Annotated in this window: 8 protein-coding genes; 2 read left to right on the top strand and 6 right to left on the bottom strand. The window is 44.4% G+C overall.

What is annotated here, in order from left to right; all coding sequences use genetic code 11:
• Positions 1–5: 5 nt before the first annotated feature.
• The 4 genes from BC643_RS19605 to BC643_RS19590 all read right to left on the bottom strand — a co-directional run bounded on the left by BC643_RS19605 (position 6) and on the right by BC643_RS19590 (position 11,541).
• On the bottom strand, positions 6–1,763 hold the full coding sequence (locus BC643_RS19605) for a RagB/SusD family nutrient uptake outer membrane protein (RefSeq protein WP_120274976.1): 1,758 nt from the start codon (positions 1,761–1,763) through the stop codon (positions 6–8).
• A 28-nt stretch (positions 1,764–1,791) separates the two neighbouring features.
• Positions 1,792–4,992, bottom strand: a complete 3,201-nt coding sequence (locus BC643_RS19600; RefSeq protein WP_120274975.1) for a SusC/RagA family TonB-linked outer membrane protein — start codon at positions 4,990–4,992, stop codon at positions 1,792–1,794.
• Positions 4,993–5,017: 25 nt separating this feature from the next.
• On the bottom strand, positions 5,018–6,718 hold the full coding sequence (locus BC643_RS19595; protein ID WP_120274974.1) for a hypothetical protein: 1,701 nt from the start codon (positions 6,716–6,718) through the stop codon (positions 5,018–5,020).
• 473 nt (positions 6,719–7,191) lie between these two features.
• Positions 7,192–11,541, bottom strand: a complete 4,350-nt coding sequence (locus tag BC643_RS19590; RefSeq protein WP_170154631.1) for a hybrid sensor histidine kinase/response regulator transcription factor — start codon at positions 11,539–11,541, stop codon at positions 7,192–7,194.
• A 327-nt stretch (positions 11,542–11,868) separates the two neighbouring features.
• On the opposite strand from BC643_RS19590, the gene BC643_RS19585 reads away from it, so the two are divergent.
• Together BC643_RS19585 and BC643_RS19580 are read left to right on the top strand one after the other, a co-directional pair.
• On the top strand, positions 11,869–12,081 hold the full coding sequence (locus BC643_RS19585; protein ID WP_120274972.1) for a dodecin family protein: 213 nt from the start codon (positions 11,869–11,871) through the stop codon (positions 12,079–12,081).
• Between the two features lie 149 nt (positions 12,082–12,230).
• Positions 12,231–13,532 carry a citrate (Si)-synthase gene (locus BC643_RS19580; protein WP_120274971.1) on the top strand — a complete coding sequence of 434 codons (1,302 nt, stop codon included), beginning with the start codon at positions 12,231–12,233 and terminating at the stop codon, positions 13,530–13,532.
• 58 nt (positions 13,533–13,590) lie between these two features.
• Here the strand turns inward: BC643_RS19580 and BC643_RS19575 are convergent, their stop codons facing one another.
• Both BC643_RS19575 and rpoC read right to left on the bottom strand, forming a co-directional pair.
• Positions 13,591–13,911, bottom strand: coding sequence for a DUF3467 domain-containing protein (locus BC643_RS19575; protein WP_120274970.1), 321 nt, complete (start codon positions 13,909–13,911; stop codon positions 13,591–13,593).
• 2 nt (positions 13,912–13,913) lie between these two features.
• Positions 13,914–18,191 carry a DNA-directed RNA polymerase subunit beta' gene (gene rpoC / locus BC643_RS19570; RefSeq protein ID WP_120274969.1) on the bottom strand — a complete coding sequence of 1,426 codons (4,278 nt, stop codon included), beginning with the start codon at positions 18,189–18,191 and terminating at the stop codon, positions 13,914–13,916.
• Positions 18,192–18,196: the final 5 nt, after the last annotated feature.

Genomic DNA, 18,196 nt, shown 5'->3' with positions numbered 1-18,196 from the left:
GGTTTCTAATCTACCACCGGATGAACAGAATAACCTTTTTCGAAGAAGGCAGGTCCGTTATCTTCGTTATTATTTGCCGAGTTACCCACCAAATTCGGGTTGGCATTTAATGTTGATTGATAGATTGGGAAATATTCATGTCCCTTGTAATAGTATTGGAACGACGAGCCGCTTGCAGTTTCAGCAGTAAGCTCATCGGTATTCGCTGTACCATCAAGTACGTAATAACCATGTTCAACCAATTGATTCAGACGAGCTGAATCGTAGAAGAATCCCCAACGCAGCAGGTCGATACCACGTCCGTTTTCGCAACCGAATTCTTTCGGGCGTTCAACGTTTGCAATTTGTTCGAACAGGGCATCAGTTGACGGGAAGTCAGCCAATTGAAGATCGTCCAGAGCTGCACGTTCGCGTACTTCATTAATGTAATTGATCGCTGTTTGAGTGGGGCCATTGATTTCATTTTCGCATTCAGCAGCGCGCAGTAAAACGTCGCTGTAACGCATCAGCCGCAGGTTAACACCACAGTGCAAACCGTTTGTAATCGAGCTGTAAATGTTGTTGCGTGCATTGGTGAATTTCGCGATAGAAATACCACCTTGCGAATTATTCGACAACGGAGTTTTGGTCATTTCCTGTTGGTAAACAGTGTTGGAACGAGGATCTCCGTCTGGATAAGCCGCTGTTTTAATCCCGGTATAAACATCGTATTCAGATTCGTATGTAACCAGAGTCCAGTACAAACGAGGATCAAGACGGCCATCGGTACATTTTTCTTTGATAAACAGGTTGTACAACCATGGTGAACCGGCTAAGTCGCCCCAGCTACCCAACTCCTGCGAAGCATAGTTACTTTCAACGGCGTGTCCCTGAGTGGCTTCCGAGCTAATGTTTACCGGAGTCCATTCTTCGTCTGTACCACCTGTTCCGTAATCCAAAAATTGTACTTCAAACAGACTCTCTTTGTTATTTTCGTAGGCTGAACCTTCTCTGAAGTTATCACCATAGTCGGCAGTCAATTCGTAATGACCGTATTTACCGGCAATGATATCTTTCAATACCGCGTAAGCCTCGGTAAATTTATGACGGAACATCAACGCGCGAGCCAAGTATCCGGCTGCAGCACCACAAGTGGCACGACCTTGAGCCCACTCGCCACCTTCGTCGCGCGATGGCAACATTTCCATGGCTTGGGTCAGATCTGTTTCAATTAGGTCAAACACCTCGTCTTGAGTAGAGTTGGCTGCGAACATCGTATTGATATCCGAATAGTCTGAATAATCAGTAAACAGCGGAACAGTTTGATAATAAGTAGCCAGGTTATAGTAAGCCAATGAACGAAGGAACAACGCTTGACCTTTAATCTGGTTGTAAGATTCTTCCGTCATTTCAACACCTTCAACCTTAGACAATACCAGGTTCGAACGGTTCACCACATGGTAGTTATCACGCCACATCCACAGGTCACCGATTTCGATAGTCCCCGGAGAGTTCAGGTTGTCGTAGTTGATATACCACTGCTGAGATGAGTTCCATACTTCGTCGCCACGCACGGCATCCATTGTATAACCAACGCGGGCAAAAGTACCTTCGAGGCGAATACGGTTGTAGCAGGCGATAACAGCCTCCTGTAACTCCGACTCGGTATCGCCGAAATCGTAAGTTCCCTGGGCGTTCGGATTTGTAACATCAAGCTGGTCATCGCAGGAAACCAAGCCTCCGATAAGCGCCAGTATTGCTAGAAATATATTTAAACGTTTCATATTGTTACCCAATTTTTAGATTTTGAATTTAGAATGACAAGTTTACACCGAACATGATGGTACGTGGCGTTGGATACGAAGCATAGTTGTAACCAGGAGTCATTGTACCGCCGGCGAAGTCAACGTTGTAACCTTTGTATTTCGAGAATGTAGTTACGTTTTGAGCTGAAGCGTACATCCGAACGCCGTGAATATAACTTCCGAACCATTTATCAGGGAAGTTGTAGCCCACTTCGATATTGGCTATTTTCAGGTATGACGCATTTTGAATGAAACGTTGGCTAAACAAATCGTTGGTAATCGCGCTTGATGTTTTGTAGGCAACGCGGGGCACATTGGTGGTTGTGTTTTCCGTTGTCCAGGCATTCAACAAATCAACGCTCTTGTTGAGTGCACCGTATGAACCACGCAAAGTAACGTCAACAAAATCCACTGCTTTGAAATTTGCAGCTCCGTAAGTGGCAACACTCAGGTCGAAACCTTTCCATTCAGCGCGAACATTCAAGCCGTAGTGGATTTTTCCAAGACCGCTTCCAAGGAATGTTTGGTCACCGGCAAGGGTAATTTCACCATCGTTGTTCACGTCTTTGTACTTCACATCACCCGGTTGTGCTCCTGCCTGCGTTACTAATTCGCCTGCTTCGTTATAATTGTTGTCAATCTCTGATTGTGACTGGAAGATACCTTCTGAAATCAATCCGTAGAATTCACCCACTTCGCGACCTACTTCGGTGCGGCAGTAGCCACTTGTAATCGGGTTATCCAACACACCTAACTTGGTTACTTTGTTGGCCAGGGTTGATAAGTTAGCCGAGATATCAAATTTAACGGCGTGTTCGCGGTTGTGATAAGCAGCCAGGAATTCAAAACCTGAGTTTTCCATGGTTGCAGCGTTCATTGTAACAGTTGTGTTGGTAACACCAGCCTCTGCCGGAACCGCAACATCATAGTGAAGATCTTCAGAGATCGCTTTGTAGTAGCCCAGCGTGAACTCCAACTTATTATTGAACATCGCCAAATCGAGTCCTAAATCAAGCATTTTCTTCTTTTCCCACATCAACACTTCGTTCACGTAGTTTGAAATAGATGAACCGGTAACTTTATTGTTGCCAAAGCTATAAGTGTAGTTTCCTCTCAACATCGTGTCCGTGTAACCGTACGCTGGAAGGTTGGAGATATTTCCCAACTCACCGTAGCTGGCGCGAAGTTTGAACAGGTTGATTGTTGATTCGGCAACCGGGAAGAAGTTTTCACGTTCCAAACGCCAGCCTGCAGAAACGGAAGGGAACCAGCCCACGCGGTCGGCAGATGAAAGGCGGCTCGAAGCATCGCGACGAACAGTTGCGGAAAGCAGGTATTTCTCATCGAAATTATAGTTGATACGGCCGATATAAGAAGCCATCAAACTTTCTTCCTCATAACTTGAGGATGATTTTTCTTCAGCATTATCCAAATGCAGGTAGTAGGGTTCAGACAAGGTATGACCTGTGCCGGTAAGGATGTAAGTGTAATTGCGTTCAAATGTTTGACCAACAACAACACTAAGATTATTGCGACCGAATACACCTTCGTAATTCAATGTGTTTTCAACAAGCGCATCGCTGTAGTTAACAGTCTGTTGTGTCAGTACCTCGTTGCTCTTTGACAAGTAGTTTGTTGTACTCTGGATAAATGCAGGTACGAAAGTCAGGTTCTTCACAAAGGTTTTGCTTTGCGACAAGTTCAGATTGTAGGACAACTTATGGTTCTTACTGTTGACTTTTAGCATCTCCATAAAGTCAACATTTACAGAACCGGTAGCAACGATGCGGTCAACTTTCGAATTCCGTTTCAGCAAGCTGTTAGTCAGCAAAACGTTCGTCAGACGCAGGTCGCCATGAACATCATCATAATAAGTACCGAAACCGTAGGAGTCGTAGCTGTATTCTGACGCAGCCGAAATCTTATCGTCGAGCACCCAGGTTGATTCATCGTAAGCTTTGATACTTGGAGGTGTGATCAGCGCCGAAGCCATCACCGGATATTGTGCACCGTATAAACCCTGCACATACTCGTTCGCATTACTAAGCGCCATGTTATCCTGATCACTGTGGCTATAAACCACGTTGGTTTTGATCTTGATAAATTTGACATCCATCGAGTTGTTAACACGGGCTGTGTAACGTTCGAAGTTCGGTCCGGCACCAACCATTGTTCCTTGTTGTTTGTAATAGTCTAGACCAACGTTGTAAGTGTTATTTGCACCACCACCCGATAGGTTGATGTTATGGTTCTGGCGCTCGCCTGTTTTAAATGCCTCTTCAAACCAATTTGTATTCACTTCGTTTGGATCAACATATTTTGTGCTTGTCGGATCGTATCCAGCCGGAACATCCATGCCACTATTGCCATAGGCCATGGTAACGTAATCAGCATATTGGTAGGCATCCATTACATCATATACGTCCTTTTGTACCTGGTCGTATCCAACGTATCCACTGTAGTCAATCTTCATTGCCTGGTTCTTCTGTCCCTGCTTGGTAGTGATGATTACCACACCGTTAGCAGCACGTGAACCGTAGATAGCAGCGGCAGAAGCATCTTTCAAGATCTGGAGTGTTTCGATATCGTTTGGCGAGAAGTCGCGAATGGTTGTTCCCATTGGTACACCATCGATCACATAAAGTGGTGCGGTGCTACCGAATGAACCGATACCGCGAATACGCACGGTTGGGTCGGCTCCCGGTTGTCCGTCGGTTGTAATCTGAACACCTGCAACTTTACCTTCAAGCATTGTCGAGATATTCGAGTTTGATACCTTCTTCATGTCTTCGGTGTTCACAATGGCAACAGAACCGGTAAGGTCAACTTTACGTTGTGTACCGTAACCAATGGCAACCACTTCTTCCAAGCCGATCGAAGCTTCCTTCAAAACAACATTGATAACGCTACCGCTCACGGGTATTTCCTGCGTTTCCATACCGACAAACGAGAAAACCAATGTCGCATTTTCCGGCAAACCACCCAGCGTATAGTTTCCGTCAATATCGGTAATGGTACCAGTACTTGTTCCTTTTACAGCCACGGTAACTCCTGGAAGTCCGGTACCGTCTTCCCCGGTAACCTGACCTTTTACTGTGATGTTGCCTGGTTGAGTCGTGGACATTTGGTCGGCATTGCCGGTACCTTCGGCATATGTTGTCGGCGCCAGCGCCAGTAGTCCCAACAGGATTAAATATGAATATTTCATAGGTTGAATATTTTTATCTTATTGATTATTCGAAAATTACTAGGTAGGACTCTTCAGTTACGATAGCGCAATTCAAATCAGCACTGTCTACGGTTATACCGGCATATTCCTGGAAATGGGTCTCGCCGCTAGCGTAAGTAACATCGTAACGAATATTAGCAGTATTGTCGCCATTATTGGTCACCGTGATGACAATCACTGAATTGCTAATACTTGCCGTGAAAATATCCCAATTCCAATCACTGGTAGCCACCAGGTTGGCATTACCTTCATAACCGGTTCCCCATCCGAAGTTATCCATACGAACCACTGCACTTTCAACTAAAGCAGTATTGCGAAGGATTGTACATGGGCTGTGCCAGTTAGCCAGATTATCAGATTTGCAGTACATTTTAATTACAGTTGAGCCACCTGAAGGAACATTGTATTCTGGTGAGAATGTCGTCCACCAACCGTTGGTATAGTCTTGGGCTCCTACCTCTGCAACACCCATCACTACGGTAACCGGACAAGTCGTCGTTACTGTGCCTGTTGCACCAACATAAGAAATGATCACATCTTGTGAACCTTCCGCCTGCGGAACCTCAAACATAAGGGTTTCGTTTGCCAACACACCGGTTGTTCCATCCGAGTAAGTCGCTGTTACGACAAGGCCCGTACTATTGAACGCAGCAGCGCTACTGTAGTAATAGTAAGTTGTTTGGTCAGGCAGCGTAGTAACCACCATGCTCGCTACCGGGTTAGTTACTTCCAGGTTGTAATAGGTTGATACAGCCGGGCAGTATTCGCCTTGTTTTGTTTTGTTGTATGCTACAATAACAGTCTTTTCACCGAGGGTCGTCATGTCAGGAATTACGGTGAATGAAATATCTGTAGAATCAACTTCTTCTGAAGAACCGTCAGCGTAAGTAACAGTGGCAATGGCATCGCCCCAGAAGTTCTCATCACCTAATTCAACAGCAGAAGGAGCACCTGTAACCGTGATCGAAACCGGGTTAACATCTTCAACAACCGTCACCTTAGAAGGTATAAGGTAAGCTTGTTTCATTTCGAAGTAGCTGGCATCGCAAACAAGGAAAGCCACAATATCATCAGTTGCAGAAACAGGTTGTTGGTAGGTTTCAGTTATCGTTGTACCATTTGTTCCAACTGCAGTCGCAGTTACATAAACATTACCGGTGGCCGAGTGGTCCACGTCAATGGTAACGTATGCACCATCCATCGTCGTACGGAAATCGTTCCAGACATCTCCATCACCGTCGGTGTCCGGATAGTCATTGGTTACCATACTTAAGTCGAAATCATCGTTCCCCCAGCCGTAAGCATCCGAACGCAAAAGAAAGTATTCGGAATAGTCATCGGCGTCGCGATCATCAACATTGACAATAGCGAGGTTCCAGTTATTCCAGTTGTTTGTGCTACCACCATTGTGGTTCACAAATTCCAAATGCAACAGTTTGTTTGTTGGAGCTGTGAAGTAATCAGAAAAGTATGCCCACCAAGCTGCGCTATAATCTTCAGCTCCGACAATCGCTGTAGCGATGTCAATGTAAGTCGTGTCACCTGTATCAACACTTGCTTTTGCTGCTGCAATTGAGTCGATCCTTGCTTGCAGGTCGGAGGGTGAATCGATCGTATAAATATCCATCTTTTCACACCCAACTAAGCTAAATGCTGCAATGACTGCTACGCCTAAAGCGTATCTCATCAGTTTAGTTATTTTCATAAGTTTAAATTTGATTGAAGTTATTTCGTCTACTAATTATATATGGTTCGTTTATCTTGTGCCCGACATGCTGGTTTGATTTATTGATATGGACTGCTGTTATACCGAATCCTTCAAATTGTGATGAATGAATTCGCAGGAAGCCCAAATACCAAATCAGCATAGCGTTGCAGGCGGTACTTTTGGGGTATCGTCGCCTATCGGCGGATCAAATGTTATTTTGAATGTAGATTTTTGTACTGCAAGCAGATTTGCCTGAGACATTGCGAAGACACCTATATAAGAAAAAATCAGGTGTAGGACGACAGCGTTTAGTTTCATCATAAGTTTGGTTTGTGTCGTTAATTAAGTACCCTAAAATTAGATTGGCTTGATTTGCCAAAGGAGGACTTAAGAATATTTGAAGTGGACAAAACAGGAATTCAATTATCCACCTCAAAAACAAACCACACAAACCACTGATATTCTGAAAATTATTCCAAACCGGAAAATTCTGTCGGCGTCATTCCATAAAACTTTTTAAATATTCGGCTGAAATATTTAGGATCGTTGAAACCAACCTGAAACGCAACTTCTGATATAGGCTGCTTGTTCTCCCGGATTAGTTCAACAGCCTTTTTTAACTTGAACGAATTGATAAAATCGGAAATATTCAGATCGGTAATCGCCCGGATCTTCTTGTACAACAAACTTCGGCTCATGAACATTTCCGAAGCGAATTGACTAGCTGAAAACTCCGGATTTTGATAGGATTTTTCCAACACAGCATAAACCTTACTCAAGAATTCCTCATCGACGCTACTGTTTGTCAATTTGTCGACATCAACTTCCTGCGGACTACTAAACATTTTTTTCAAACGTCGCCGGCTGTCTATTAAGTTTTGCATGCGTGCCTGCAGTACTTGCAAATTGAAAGGTTTAGGAATGTAATCGTCGGCTCCTGTTTCCAATCCTTCGATCCAGTTCTCGATCATATTTTGAGCCGTGAGCAAGATCACCGGAATATGACTGGTTTGGATGTCCTTTTTCAGTCGGCTACAAAGTTCCATCCCATCCATAATCGGCATCATCACATCGCTGATAATCAAATCAGGCGAATATTTTTTGGCTAGTGCCAGACCCTCTTTCCCATTTTCTGCACCAATCAGGCGGTATTCGGTTCGCAAGGTTTGCATCAGGAACGACCGAAGATCGAAGTTGTCTTCAACCACCAGCACCAGCGGATTCGATTTTGCCGGCAAATCCTCCCGATCATCCAGATCTTCATCAGCAGTATTCGAGAAAACCATATTCTCGAGCAGTACATCTACCCGTCCCTGCAAATTAACTTCAGCCGGCACTGCAGTTTGATCCAGCTCCTTCTCGTCAAAACGATCTGAGGTGTATGGTAACCGCACAATAAATTTGCTGCCTTTCCCTTTTTTACTCTCCACATCAATGTGTCCCCGAAGCGCTTGTACCAACTCGAAAGTCAGCGCCAAACCAATACCGGAACTCTTCAGATTGGTATTTTTTTCGGAAGGTGCCTGGAAAAAACGCTCGAAAATAAAAGGCATGTGCTCTTCCTCAATCCCCATCCCCGTGTCTGATATTTCGATACAAACATGAGGCGCGTCTATTTTGGCCCCAGCTTCTTTCACAAAAACCGCCGTCATACTGATTTGTCCACCTTCCGAAGTATATTTGAAAGCGTTCGACAGCAGGTTGTAAAAAATATTCTCCATTTTCTCGCCGTCGAACCAGGTATCTTCAGCGGCTTCCGCCATATCGAAACGGTAATCGATATGTTGGTGCTGAGCCAAATCTCCAAACGACTCATAAATCTGGAACAGGAATAGGCGGAGATCTCCTTTGCTCACGTGCAAATTCATTTTTCCCGTTTCAAGACGCCGAAAATAAATCAGTTGGTTGATCAAATGCAACAATCGCTGTGCATTCCGATTGACAAGTTTCAACGTGTTGACCGCTGTTTTGTCTTCTTTCAGGGTTTTCATCAGTTGCTCAATCGGGTCGATAATCAACGTCAACGGTGTACGAAACTCGTGCGAAATATTCGTAAAAAAACGTAATCGCAATTGGTTAACCAGGTTTACTTTCTCATTCAACTCCATTAACTCATCCCGCTGCTGACCGATTTTTGCGTTCTGTTGTTCCAACTCGATCTTCTGCCCCTCAATCAACTTTTGCCGTTCTTCCAACTGCAAGTTTGTTCGCTGTAACCGAAATGCCTGCTGTTCAAGCTTTTCTTTTTGCAATTCGATCTGCTCGGTGCGCTCCAATACCTGACGCTCCAGTTTTCGCTTTTGTTCCTGCAGGAAACGGGTACGATAGCGGATATAGGCCATCACCGACAAAATGACGAGCATGACAACCAAAAAGCGAAACCATGTTGTATTGTAGAATGGCGGCGTCACCACTATTTTCAACTCAGCCGTTTCGTCCGACCAAACCCCATCGCTGTTCGAAGCCCGAACACGGAAAATGTAATTACCACCCGATAAATTCGTATAGTTTGCAAAACGTCGCGTCGCCGGAACTTCGACCCAATCCTGATCTATCCCTTCCATTTTATACTCGTATCGGACCTTCTCCGGTAAAAAGTAGTCCAATGCTGAAAATTCGATTGAGATGACCGCGTCCTTGTAAGACAATTCCAGTTTATCCGTCTCAGAGATCGACTTGGAAAGAATGACGCTGGAATGAAATTTTGCGCCAATCTGAACAGGTTCGTTGAAAATTGAAAATGAAGTAAATACCGGTTTTTCAATTTTCTGATACAGCTCGATATCTGAGGCTTTGAAATAATTCAATCCCCCAATTCCGCCGAAATAAAGTGTTCCATCCGCTGCCGCATAGGACGACGACCAGTAAAACTGGTCATTCAACAGACCATCTTTGACAAAGAAATTCTGAAAAGACTTATCTGACGGGCTAAATTTCGACAACCCTTTATCGGTACTGATCCAAATATTCCCATGCGGATCTTCCTGCAGCGCATAAGCAACATTATTACAGAGCCCTTTCGCCTGATCGTAATTTACGAAGGCCAACGTCCCCTTGTCATTTTCTGAAACGGAACAGATTCCGTGGCCGTACGTGCCTACCCAAATTGTACCGTCTTTCGCCTGCATCAGAGAGATCACGTAATTTCCGGGGATCGTAGTCTCATCTTCCGGGTCGTTTAAATACACCTGCAACGGTATATCTTCATACGAGTCAAAGTCTTTCAGGTATTTCGCGTCCAAAACAAACAAGCCATTCCGGGTACCAATCCATACTCGTTTCTGCGAATCAATCAACAAACAGCCCACCTCCAAAGGCTCAACCCTGTCAAGTTTCGAATCGACACGATCAACTGTTTCCCCATCGATGTGAAAAATATTTAGTCCGCTTTCGGTTCCAACCAGTAAGCTATTGTCCGACAATTGAGCAATCGAAGAAACAAAGTTCGAGGACAAACCCGTGTCTCCTGCATTTACATAGGAGATGATATTCTGACTATTATTAGATACCAATCGTTTTAGCCCTGCCCCCCAGGTTCCCAGCCACAAACTCTGTTTCTTCCCGCGAAATATGGCTGTCACGAAATTGTCTCCAACCAACACTGAGTTACGGGGTTCCAGGTTTAGTCGCTCCACTCTAACTCCGTTTCCAATTATCTTGTTTAGTCCTCCGCCGGCTGTTCCAACCCAAAGCACATTACCTTCTTTCAAAATAGAATTCACCGTATTGTGGCTCAAGCTATTGGCATCTGCCGGATTGTGCACCAGCGAATAAAACGGCTTTTGGTGACTGTTATAATGATTTACCCCTCCTTTGTCTGTACCGATCCAAACATTACCATCAGTGTCAGTCAATATGCTATTCACAAATGGATTATTCAAGTGCTCGTTTTCCAGATTCCCCTGCGACAAATGACTAAATGAATTCGTCTCAGGATGGTAATAATTGAGTCCACTGTAGGTTCCGATAATCACATTGTGATTTGTATCTTCAACAATCGACGTCGTCGCCATGTGGTTCAGACTGCCCGGATCAACCGGGTTGTGGTAGTATTCGTAAGTTTCGCCGGAAGCTTTGTTTTGCTGAAAAAGCCCGTAGTTTGTTCCGACCCAGATATTCTCGCTCGAGTCGATAAAGATTGTATTGACATTAACAATTTGGACGGTTTGTAATAAGTGACTGTAATCCTGAATCACCTTCTCCGTTGTCACATCCAGGATTCCCATCCCGGTGTCGGTACCAATAAACAAACGATTACCGTGCAGATAAAAACAGTTGATATTACGGTTCGGAAGTAAATCATCGTCGACCTTATGTACCGAATCCCCGTTTTTTAGGTCAACGATCCAAATCCCGTTATTCGCGGTTGCAACCCACAATTTGTTGCTGTTATCGATCAATAAATCGTTAATCGTAAATGATGAAAAAATCTGCTCCAGGCTAACAGGGATCGAAAACCGATTCTCATTGAAAATATAATAAGTCAATCCCTTACGGGTTCCCACCCAAATATTTCCAATTGAATCTTCGCAAAGGGTATAAATAAAATTGTTCGGCAGCTCGGCAGGAGTTGATTCACTACGAAAATTGGTGAAAGAATAGCCATCGAACTTACTCAAGCCGTTCCAGGTACCAAACCACATAAAACCACGCTTGTCCTTCAGAATGCAGTCAACCGTATTTTGCGGAAGCCCTTCGTTTGTCGTGTAATATTGAAATTTAATTGGAGTAATATTCGACAGGTCAGGCGCCGCACTGCTAATTACGACAATCGCCATAAACAGTATCAATCCTCCAATGCACTTTACAAGTTTATTCATAGTCTGGTTAAGTTTCATGATAGCCTGGAAAAAAGAGAGAATACCTGGTTATGTAGGCGAGGACAAACTCTTCAATTTCCTTTACTATGCTTGTCGAAATTAGTAATTTTTAAATTGAAGCAATAGAAGACTCCTGTTAAAAGTACTATTTACTCTTATAAAAAAGATTCTCGCGTTTAATCTCTGACCACTTAAAACCCTCTCCCTACTTCCCTTTTGTTTCCTGTCAAACAGCCCGAAACTGTATTCAGAAACAGGCGCTTTAACGTAACAGATTGCCAACTAACATGGTAAATATAAATAAAACCAAAAAGAAAGGAGTATGCTATGTCTGACAGTGTTTATAAAGTAATTGAACTCGTTGGAACCAGTAACGAAACTTGGGAGAAAGCAGCGGCAAATGCAATCTCAAAAGCTTCAGAAACGCTCCGCGATCTGCGTATCGCCGAAGTAACCGCCATGGATGTCCACGTAAATGACGGTCAATTGGAATACCGCACGAAACTAAAAGTATCCTTCAAATTCGAAGGACATCATTGAAATTGAAAGCAGGAATTTACTTTAGCCCCGATTGGGGGAGATTCCTGCTTTTATCAGTACATTAATTAAAGGAGAAGCCTGAATCGGTTAAAGCTGCAAAGACAATTCCATCCCTTAACCTGCCGGCTTCGGAATAATAGATTGAAGTCATGGAAAAACTGTTAGCAAAAGTCGACAGACGAATCAAGAAACTGGGAGATGAATTGCAGCAGCTTTACACCGAGCATCCGGATGCCACGATTGGAGAAATCACATTCCAAAACCTGCTCAGCGGAATGCGCGGAATGAAGAGCCTTATTTGCAATACATCCTTTGTTGATCCCTACCGCGGACTATTTATTAGCGGTTTAGAGGTTCCCGATTTTGAACACAAAACACCGGAAGAAATTTTTTTCTTGCTGGTTACCGGTACACTGCCCTCAAAAAGCGAATTAGAGGAACTATCGTCTGAACTGAAAAAAAGAAGTAAAGTGCCGGAATATGTATGGAAAATGCTCCGATCCCTTCCAAAAACAATTCACCCGATGACCATGTTCAGCCTGGGTATTTTAGCTATGGAAGGAGAATCTGTCTTCAAAAAGAAATATGAAGAAGGTCTGCACAAAGACGAATACTGGAAATATACCCTGGAAGATTCTCTCAACCTGATTGCCAAACTGCCTTCGCTGGCGGCAGGTATTTACCGCATCTTGTTTATGAACGGTGACATCATCGACTCGGATCAGCAACTGGATCTGGCAGGTAACTTAACACAGAGGTTGGGCTTTAACCGCCATAATCAGGGATTTGAAGAGCTGAACCGACTTTACCTGGTGTTGCATTGCGACCACGAGGGCGGTAACGTCAGTGCATTTACGTCCCGTGTTGTCAACTCCGCTCTTTCAAATATTTACTACGCTGCATCTGCCGGGTTAAACGGGTTGGCTGGTCCGTTGCACGGATTGGCAAACCAGGAATGTCTGCATTTCATTACCAATATTCACGATACCCTCGGTAACAAACCAAGTGTGGATGAAATTCGCAAATATGTAATGAAGACGCTGGACGACGGAAAAGTCATACCTGGCTACGGACACGCCGTATTGCGCGTTACCGATCCGCGCTTCACTGCTTTCATGAAATTCGGCGACAAACATTGTCCCGAATCACCGTACTTACAAACCGTGAAAAAATTGTACGAAGTCGTTCCCGATATCCTAAAAACCTACAAAGGTGGAAAAGTATCGAATCCGTGGCCTAATGTCGATGCCATTTCCGGTTCGTTGCTGTACCACTATGGTATGACGCACTACGAGTATTATACCGTGATGTTCGGAATCTCGCGTGTACTAGGATTCTGTGCCCAAAACACAATCGCACGCGGACTACACCAACCTATTATTCGCCCAAAGAGCGTTACAAACTCTTGGTTGAAAGAACACCTCGAATCCCAAACCGTTGCCGGTCATTAATAAAAAAAGCCGTTACCTCTAAAAAGGTAACGGCTTTTAAATATCCTAGCTCAAAAAATCAGGCTTCGGCTGTGGGACCTCCGAATGTCATCGGCGGCATCACAGGATTGTGTCCACCGGGAACGTTGATTGGTCCATTCATTTGTTCAAACTTCTTCACATTGTCTTCCAACGCCATTAGCAGACGTTTGGCATGTTCCGGAGTTAAAATGATTCTCGACTTCACATTCGCTTTCGGAATACCGGGCATAATGCGAACAAAATCGAGCACAAATTCGGATGTTGAATGGGTGATGATTGCCAGGTTCGAGTAAACGCCCTGAGCAACTTCTTCACTCAATTCAATGTTCAACTGATTCTTTGTTTTTTGATCTTCCATAATTAGTCTTCACGATTGGCGTGTTCCGCTTCTTTAATATCGACCATACGATCGTACTCTTCGCGTGAACCAACAACCAGGTTTTTGTATTCTTTCAGACCGGTACCGGCAGGAATCAAGTGACCACAGATCACGTTTTCCTTCAGACCGTCCAAGTAGTCAACTTTACCCTGGATGGCAGCTTCGTTCAATACTTTTGTGGTTTCCTGGAACGATGCAGCCGACAACCAGCTTCGTGTTTGCAGGGCAGCACGTGTGATACCTTGCAAAATTTGGCCTGATGTTGCGGGGATCGCATCACGCGACTCGATCAGTTTCTTATCACGACGACGCAGCGATGAGTTTTCGTCACGCAAACGACGGGCAGTGATAATCATACCGGCACGCAGGTCTGAGTCTCCCGGTTCAACAACAACTTTCTTGTTGTAAATCCAGTCATTCTCGTGCAGGAATTCGTTTTTATCAACCACTTGTTTCTCGAGGAAGCGAGTGTCACCGGCATCATCGATCTCAACTTTACGCATCATCTGGCGAATGATCACCTCGAAGTGCTTGTCGTTGATTTTTACCCCCTGCATACGGTATACGTCCTGAACTTCATTCAAAATGTATTCTTGTACGGCAGTAGGCCCTTTGATACCCAGAATGTCTGAAGGTGTAATTGCACCGTCTGACAATGAAGTACCGGCTTTGATATAGTCGTTTTCCTGTACCAGGATTTGTTTTGACAACGGAACCAGGTATTTCTTAACGTCACCAGCTTTTGAAGTAACGATAATCTCGCGGTTACCACGTTTGATTTTACCCAACGAAATTTCACCATCGATCTCAGAAACCACAGCCGGGTTAGACGGGTTACGAGCTTCGAACAACTCGGTAACACGAGGAAGACCACCGGTGATGTCACCTGCTTTACCAGAAGCACGCGGGATTTTCACCAATACTTTACCTGCTTTTACCATTTCGGCTTCGTCAACCGAGATGTGACCACCTACCGGCAAGTTGTATGAACGGATCACTTCACCACGTTCATCCAACAGCTGCAACGATGGGTTTTTGGTTTTATCACGGGTTTCGATAACCACTTTTTCCTTGAACCCGGTTTGCTCATCCGATTCTTCGCGGTAAGTAACACCTTCAATCAAGTTTTCGAATGAAATCTTACCGTTGTATTCTGAGATGATTACACCGTTATATGGGTCCCATTCACAAATCTTCTGTCCTTTGGTTACTTCAGCACCGTTCTCGATGTAAAGTTTAGAACCGTAAGGGATCGTGTGATTTGACAATGGAATACGTGTGTTTTTATCGATAATACGAAGTTCAGCCAAACGACCAACCACAACATAGACGTTGTTGCCCATTTCGTCTTTGGTTTCAACTGTACGCAATTCTTCGATTTCAGCGATACCATCGTAACGAGACTCAACCATTGACTGAGAAGAGATGTTACCAGCGATACCCCCTACGTGGAAGGTACGAAGTGTCAACTGTGTACCCGGTTCACCGATTGACTGTGCAGCGATAACACCAACAGCTTCACCGCGGCGAGCCAGGTTGGCAGTTGCCAGGTTACGTCCGTAACACTTGCTACATACACCTTGTTTTGCTTCACAAGTCAATACTGAACGAATTTCGACGCTTTCAATTGGTGAATCTTCGATCTTGTTACCAACTTCTTCAGTAATCAAATCGCCTGAGCGAACAATCAAGTCACCTGTCAGCGGGTGGAAAATATCGTGAACAGAAGTACGTCCGATGATACGCTCGAACAGTGATGAAACAACTTCCTCGTTGTTTTTAACTGCTGTTGCAACCAAACCACGCAATGTACCACAGTCTTCGTCTGCGATGATCACGTCCTGAGCAACGTCGACCAAACGACGTGTCAAGTAACCTGCATCAGCTGTTTTCAAAGCGGTATCCGCCAAACCTTTACGAGCACCGTGGGTAGAGATAAAGTACTCCAATACCGACAGACCCTCTTTAAAGTTTGCCAAGATGGGGTTCTCGATAATCTGAGCTCCGGTAGAACCTGATTTTTGAGGCTTAGCCATCAAACCACGCATACCGCAAAGCTGGCGAATCTGTTCTTTCGAACCACGAGCCCCAGAGTCCAACATCATGTATACTGAGTTGAAACCTTGGCGGTCGGTGCTCAGCGTTTTCATTACTGAGTTGGTCAGTTTCGCGTTCGCATGTGTCCAAATATCGATTACCTGGTTGTAACGTTCGTTGTTGGTAATGAAACCCATGTTATAGTTGTTCATTACTTCTTCAACTTCTTCGTAACCGTCTTCTACAATTACTTTTTTGTCTTCAGGAATAACAACATCGCTGAGGTTGAACGACAGACCACCACGGTAAGCAGCCTTGTAACCCATTTCCTTGATGTCATCCAGGAACTTCACGGTAGTGGCGTTACCTGTTTTCTTGAAGATATCAGAGATGATATTACGCAATGACTTTTTAGTCGCCAGCTCGTTAATGTAACCAGCTTTGCGTGGAACCACCTGGTTGAAAAGAATACGACCTACGGTTGTCTCAACGATGTGTTTAAAGTATTCGCCGTTGTCGTCAACATCTTCAACTTTTACTTTGATGATGGTATGCAGCTCAAGCTGACCTTCGTTGTAGGCAATAATTACCTCTTCCGGAGAATAGAAAGTCATACCTTCACCGCGAGCACCTTCACGATGTTTGGTCATGTAGTACAGACCCAATACCATGTCCTGAGAAGGAACCGTGATCGGAGCACCGTTGGCAGGGTTCAACAAGTTTTGTGAAGCCAGCATCAACAGCTGGGTTTCCAAAATTGCAGCGTTACCAAGTGGTACGTGTACCGCCATCTGGTCACCGTCGAAGTCGGCGTTGAACCCGGTACACACCAACGGGTGCAAACGGATTGCCTTACCCTCGATCAACACAGGTTGGAAAGCCTGGATTGACAAACGGTGCAGTGTGGGCGCCCGGTTCAACATCACCGGATGTCCTTTCAATACGTTTTCCAAAATATCCCAAACAACAGGATCTTTACGGTCAACGATTTTCTTTGCTGATTTTACAGTTTTTACAATACCACGCTCAATCAGTTTACGAATGATGAATGGTTTGTAAAGCTCTGCAGCCATATCTTTCGGAAGACCACATTCGTGCAATGACAATGTAGGTCCAACGACGATTACAGAACGTGCAGAATAGTCAACACGTTTACCCAACAAGTTTTGACGGAAACGACCTTGCTTACCTTTCAACGAGTCTGAAAGCGATTTCAGGGCACGGTTATTTTCAGTCTTAACTGCGTTTGATTTACGTGAGTTATCGAATAATGAATCGACAGCTTCCTGAAGCATACGTTTTTCGTTACGCAAGATTACCTCAGGGGCTTTGATTTCAATCAATCGTTTCAAACGGTTGTTACGGATGATTACGCGACGGTACAGGTCATTCAAGTCTGAAGTCGCGAAACGACCACCATCCAATGGCACCAACGGACGCAAATCCGGTGGGATAACCGGAACAACTTTCACGATCATCCATTCAGGACGGTTGATGTTTTTAGAAGCACGGAAAGCTTCAACAACCTGCAAACGTTTCAACGCTTCGTTTTTACGTTGTTGTGAAGTTTCAGTACTTGCCTGGTGGCGCAAGCTGTATGACATTTCATCCAATTCAAGACGCTCCAGCAATTGATACAATGCTTCGGCACCCATTTTTGCGATGAACTTGTGTGGATCATCGTCATCCAGGTATTGGTTTTCTTTCGGAAGTGTATCCAAAATGTCCAGGTATTCTTCTTCAGTCAGGAAATCCAAATTCTTGATTCCGTCCTGAGCTTTCACACCAGCCTGAATAACTACGTAACGTTCGTAATAAATAATTGTGTCCAGCTTTTTAGTTGGCAAACCAAGAAGGTAACCAATTTTGTTTGGCAGTGACTTGAAGTACCAGATGTGTGCAACCGGAACCACCAATGAGATGTGTCCCATGCGCTCACGACGTACTTTCTTTTCGGTCACTTCAACACCACAACGGTCACAAACAATCCCTTTGTAACGGATACGCTTGTATTTACCGCAATGGCATTCATAGTCTTTTACCGGCCCGAAAATACGTTCACAGAACAAACCATCACGTTCAGGTTTGTATGTTCTGTAGTTGATAGTTTCAGGCTTCAATACTTCACCGTGAGAACGTTCCAGGACTTCTTCCGGTGAAGCAAGACTAATTGCTATCTTGGAAAAACTGCTTTTTACTTTATTATCTTTTCTGAAAGCCATATATC

This window comes from Mangrovibacterium diazotrophicum (genome assembly GCF_003610535.1).
GTDB classification, from domain to species: Bacteria; Bacteroidota; Bacteroidia; order Bacteroidales; family Prolixibacteraceae; genus Mangrovibacterium; species Mangrovibacterium diazotrophicum.
This window is presented reverse-complemented; position numbering and strand designations above follow the sequence as displayed.

Bases quoted from the DNA above. Each gene is read 5' to 3' on its own strand.
- BC643_RS19580 (WP_120274971.1), top strand. From the start codon at position 12,231: ATGGAAAAACTGTTAGCAAAAGTCGACAGACGAATCAAGAAACTGGGA.
- BC643_RS19590 (WP_170154631.1), bottom strand. From the start codon at position 11,541: ATGAATAAACTTGTAAAGTGCATTGGAGGATTGATACTGTTTATGGCG.
- BC643_RS19600 (WP_120274975.1), bottom strand. From the start codon at position 4,992: ATGAAATATTCATATTTAATCCTGTTGGGACTACTGGCGCTGGCGCCG.
- BC643_RS19595 (WP_120274974.1), bottom strand. From the start codon at position 6,718: ATGAAAATAACTAAACTGATGAGATACGCTTTAGGCGTAGCAGTCATT.
- BC643_RS19575 (WP_120274970.1), bottom strand. From the start codon at position 13,911: ATGGAAGATCAAAAAACAAAGAATCAGTTGAACATTGAATTGAGTGAA.
- BC643_RS19585 (WP_120274972.1), top strand. From the start codon at position 11,869: ATGTCTGACAGTGTTTATAAAGTAATTGAACTCGTTGGAACCAGTAAC.
- BC643_RS19605 (WP_120274976.1), bottom strand. From the start codon at position 1,763: ATGAAACGTTTAAATATATTTCTAGCAATACTGGCGCTTATCGGAGGC.
- rpoC (WP_120274969.1), bottom strand. From the start codon at position 18,191: ATGGCTTTCAGAAAAGATAATAAAGTAAAAAGCAGTTTTTCCAAGATA.